The 3,932-nt window shown below is 64.7% G+C and carries 4 protein-coding genes; 3 read left to right on the forward strand and 1 reads right to left on the reverse strand.

All coding sequences use genetic code 11. The annotated features are described in order from the left end of the window. Nucleotides 1–34: 34 nt before the first annotated feature. Complete coding sequence (locus tag WA702_RS24485; protein WP_425113128.1) at nucleotides 35–1,045, forward strand: alpha/beta hydrolase; 1,011 nt, start codon at nucleotides 35–37, stop codon at nucleotides 1,043–1,045. A gap of 336 nt (nucleotides 1,046–1,381) precedes the next feature. Next, nucleotides 1,382–1,861, forward strand: a complete 480-nt coding sequence (locus WA702_RS24490; RefSeq protein WP_425113129.1) for a VOC family protein — start codon at nucleotides 1,382–1,384, stop codon at nucleotides 1,859–1,861. Nucleotides 1,862–2,085: 224 nt separating this feature from the next. Here the strand turns inward: WA702_RS24490 and WA702_RS24495 are convergent, their stop codons facing one another. Next, nucleotides 2,086–3,522: an MATE family efflux transporter gene (locus WA702_RS24495; RefSeq protein ID WP_425113130.1), complete on the reverse strand. Its 1,437-nt coding sequence runs from the start codon at nucleotides 3,520–3,522 to the stop codon at nucleotides 2,086–2,088. 107 nt (nucleotides 3,523–3,629) lie between these two features. On the opposite strand from WA702_RS24495, the gene WA702_RS24500 reads away from it, so the two are divergent. Further along, nucleotides 3,630–3,932 (forward strand): TetR family transcriptional regulator (locus tag WA702_RS24500; protein ID WP_425113131.1); only part of this gene is annotated, 303 nt, incomplete at its 3' end.

Here is a 3,932-nt window from a genome sequence, read left to right on the forward strand (position 1 = left end):
GCCGCATAATTCATCAGAGACGAGGGGAACGTCCATGACGGACATCGCGCACTTGCCCGATCGCCGTGCCATCATTGCAGCAGCCGGGCTTGGCCTGGCGGTCGGAACTATCAGTGCTGCACGGCCCGCAACCGCCGCGAGCGAGGACATCTGGAGCCGCGAATATTGGGCGAAGAAAGGCGACGTGCCGCTGTGGATGTGGCGCAAGCGGCTCAGTGCGCCCCGAGCCGGCGAGCCCTCGCGGCCGGTGGTGTTTTTCGTGCATGGTTCCTCGGTCACCTCGCGCGCGTTCGATCTCAATGTCCCGGGCAAGGGCGAATATTCGGTGATGAACGCGTTCGCCCGCTTTGGCTTCGACTGCTGGACCATGGATCACGAGAACTACGGCAAGTCCGGGCGCACCAACGGCAATTCGGATATTGCCAGCGGCGTGGAAGATTTGAAGGCCGGCATCGACGTGGTGACGCGCGAAACCGGGCGAGCCAAGTTTCACTTCATCGGCGAGTCCTCCGGCGCGCTGCGCGCCGGCGCCTATGCGATGGCGGCGCCCGATCGGATCGATCGGCTGGTGTTCGCGGCCTTCACCTACAAGGGCGAGGGCTCGCCGACGCTGACCAAGCGCGCCGAGCAGCTCGACTATTATCGCAGCCACAACATGCGCAAGCGCGATCGCGACATGATCCGCTCGATCGCGACCCGCGACAAGCCGGGCACCAGCGATCCGGCAGCGGTCGAGGCGCTGGCCGACGTCGAGATGCCGTTCGGCGACCAGATTCCGACCGGCACCTATCTCGACATGACGGCGAACCTGCCGGTGGTGCATCCCGATAAGGTGCTGGCGCCAGTGTTGTTGGTGCGCGGCGAATATGACGGCATCGCCACCGTTCCTGACCTCGAGGCATTCTTCAACCAGTTGCCGAACGGCGACCGCCAGTTCGTCATCCTGCCGGGCACGGCGCATTCGGTGACGCTCGCGACCAACCGGCTATTGTTCTGGCACGTTGCGCGGGCATTCCTGGAGATGCCGCCGCCGATCGCGACGTGAGGCACGTTTGTCGTCATCGCAGAATGCGTAGGGTGGGCAAAGGCGCGTCGATGATGTTTCCGCTCGTGCGATGTTGGTGGAGCGCCGTGCCCACCATTGAGCGGTAGTGTGCGCGACGCGGTGGGCACGCTGCGCTTTGTCCACCCTACGGTCCGTCAGTTGTCATTGCGAGCGAAGCGAAGCAATCCAGACTTATAAGAAAAAGCTGGATTGCTTCGTCGCCTTCGGCTCCTCGCAATGACGCCGGAAAGACTGTCGAAAATAATTGCGTCACGCTGTCGGAACGGCGCTATCTCGTTCGTCCTCGGGCTATCGAAGCAACGAGGAAGCCCCGAGATGTCCAAGATCGTCCCCTGCCTGTGGTTTAACGGCAATGCCGAAGAGGCCGCGAACTTCTATGTATCGCTATTGCCGGACTCCCGCATCGAGACCGTTCAGCGGAACATGACTGACAGCCGGTCGGGACCGGCAGGCTCGGTGCTGGTGATGGAGTTCACGCTGGCCGGCCAGCGCTTCATGGCGCTGAACGGCGGCATGAAGTTCGAGTATACGCACGCGGTGTCGTTCAAGATCGGATGCGACGACCAGGCCGAAGTCGACCGTCTCTGGGATGCGCTGTGCGCCGACGGCGGTGCGCCCGAACAGTGCGGCTGGCTCAAGGATCGCTACGGCGTGTCCTGGCAGATCGTCCCCAATGCCCTGCCAAAATATCTCGGCGGCGCCGATCGCGCCGGCGCCTCGCGTGCCATGGCTGCGATGATGAAAATGGTCAAGCTCGACATCGACGGGCTGCGGCGGGCGTATGAGGGGACTTAGGAAGCCCGTAGTTCGCGGGAATTCGTAGCCACGAACTCGGTTCACCTCTCCCCAGCGCGGAGAGGTCGATCGCAAAGCGATCGGGTGAGGGGGCGCTGGTCCTTCGATAGATCGCAACCCCTCACCCGGATTGCATTTGGCGATGCAATCCGACCTCTCCCATGGGAGAGGTGAACCGTCACCGCCGCGCTAGATCAATTCAATCTCGTCAAAGGTCCGGCGCCTCACCTCGCCGGCAAGCGCCAGATACGACGTGACAGCATGACGGTGCTGCACACGGCGGCGTAGGCGATCAGCGAGGCCGTCACCATGGCGGCGAGCGAGGCCATGCCGCCGCCGAAGTAACTGACAACCAGCATGCCGCCGCCGGCTGCGAGCAGGATGCGCACCACGGAGGCCATAAAGGGCCACAGTACGTGGCCGGCGCCTTGCGCAGCAAAGGCGAGCACGAAGCCGAAGCCGAGTGCGGTGTAGGCCGGCGCGACGAAGCGCAGGTAGACCGCGCCTTCGCGCAGCACGTCCGGCTGGCGGCTGAACAGGTCGAGCCACAGCGGCGGATAGGCTGCGACGATGCAGCCGATGCTGCCGACAAACCCCGCGCCGGTCAGCGCCGAGACCCAGGCGATGGTGCGCGCCCGCGCGCCCTGGCCGGCGCCGACATTGACGCCGACCATGGTCAGCGTCGCCGTGCACAAGCCGAACAGGATCGGGATCATGATGTAGTCGAGCCGCGAAGCGATGCCGTAGGCGGCAAGCTCTGATGTGCCGAAGCGGCCGGCCACCGACGTCACCAGGATCACCGTCAGGTTCACCAGCACGGCATTGACTGAGGTCGGCAAGCCGACCTTCAGGATGTCCGCGAACAGCCGGGTCTGCAGCGGCACGATCCGCATGTGCAGACTGGTGCGGCCCGAGGCCATGTAGCGCAACAGCACCAGCATCGCGCCGCAATAATACAGGCCGAAGGCGAGGCCGGCGCCGCCGATGCCAAGCCCAGGAATCGGGCCGATGCCGAAGATCAACAGCGGCGACAGCGGAATCATCACGATCGCGCCGATCAACGTGACGATAGCGGGCACGCGCACATTGCCGGCGCCGCGCAGCGCCGCGGCCTGTAAGTTCACGATCCATACCGGGATCGCGCCGGCAAACAAGGTGATGGAATAGGTCACCGCGGCATCGAGCGCGCCGTCACGACCGCCCAGCGCATGGTACAGCATCGGACCCAGCAAGGCCGTGACGGCGGTGAACAGCGCGCCGCCGATCACCGCGAGCACGACGCCATGGAAGACGATGGCATCGGCATCCGCCTTGCGCTGCGCACCGATGGCGCGGGCGACCGAGGAGGACACGCCGCTGCCGATGCCGCCATTCGACATCATCGTCATCAGCATGAAGATCGGAAACACCATCGCAGCGCCGGCCAGCGCGTCGGTGCCGAGCAGGCCGACATAATAGGCCTCCGCGATATTTACCGCGGTCTGCGCCAGCAGCACGGTCATGGTCGGCAGCGCCAGCCGGAACACGGTCGGCAGCACCGGCCCGGTCAGCAGGGCCGCGCGGGTCGCCTCGGCTTTGGTCTGCGCGGGTGGGGTCGCGGGCGAGGAGACCAGGCGTGGCCCGGCGTCCGGGCGTGGCAGCGTGGCTTGGGCGGTATCCATCAAAGATATCCCGTCATCCTGATTTACATTACGACCATAATGCAGTATTATGATCGTAATGCAATAGAGGCTGGTGCAGAATAGCGGCGGAGACCGGGAGGCGGCAGATGGTGCGGTATGAGAAGGGACATAAGGACGAGACGCGGCAGCGCATTCTCGATGTCGCCGCGCGCCAGTTCCGTGAGCGCGGCGTCTCGGCGGCGGGGCTTGCCGGCATCATGGCGGACGCCGGGCTGACAAACGGCGCGTTCTACGTCCATTTCGACTCCAAGGAACAACTGGTCCGCCAGGTGCTGGACGACGCTTTGGCACGGCGCGAGCAGGTCTGGCGCAAGCTCGAGGACGAGGAGGGCGGACTGTCGACGATGATCGGCGACTATCTCTCAGCGCGGCATCGCGACGATCCCGGC

This window comes from Bradyrhizobium sp. (assembly GCF_049798375.1).
Lineage (GTDB): Bacteria > Pseudomonadota > Alphaproteobacteria > Rhizobiales > Xanthobacteraceae > Bradyrhizobium.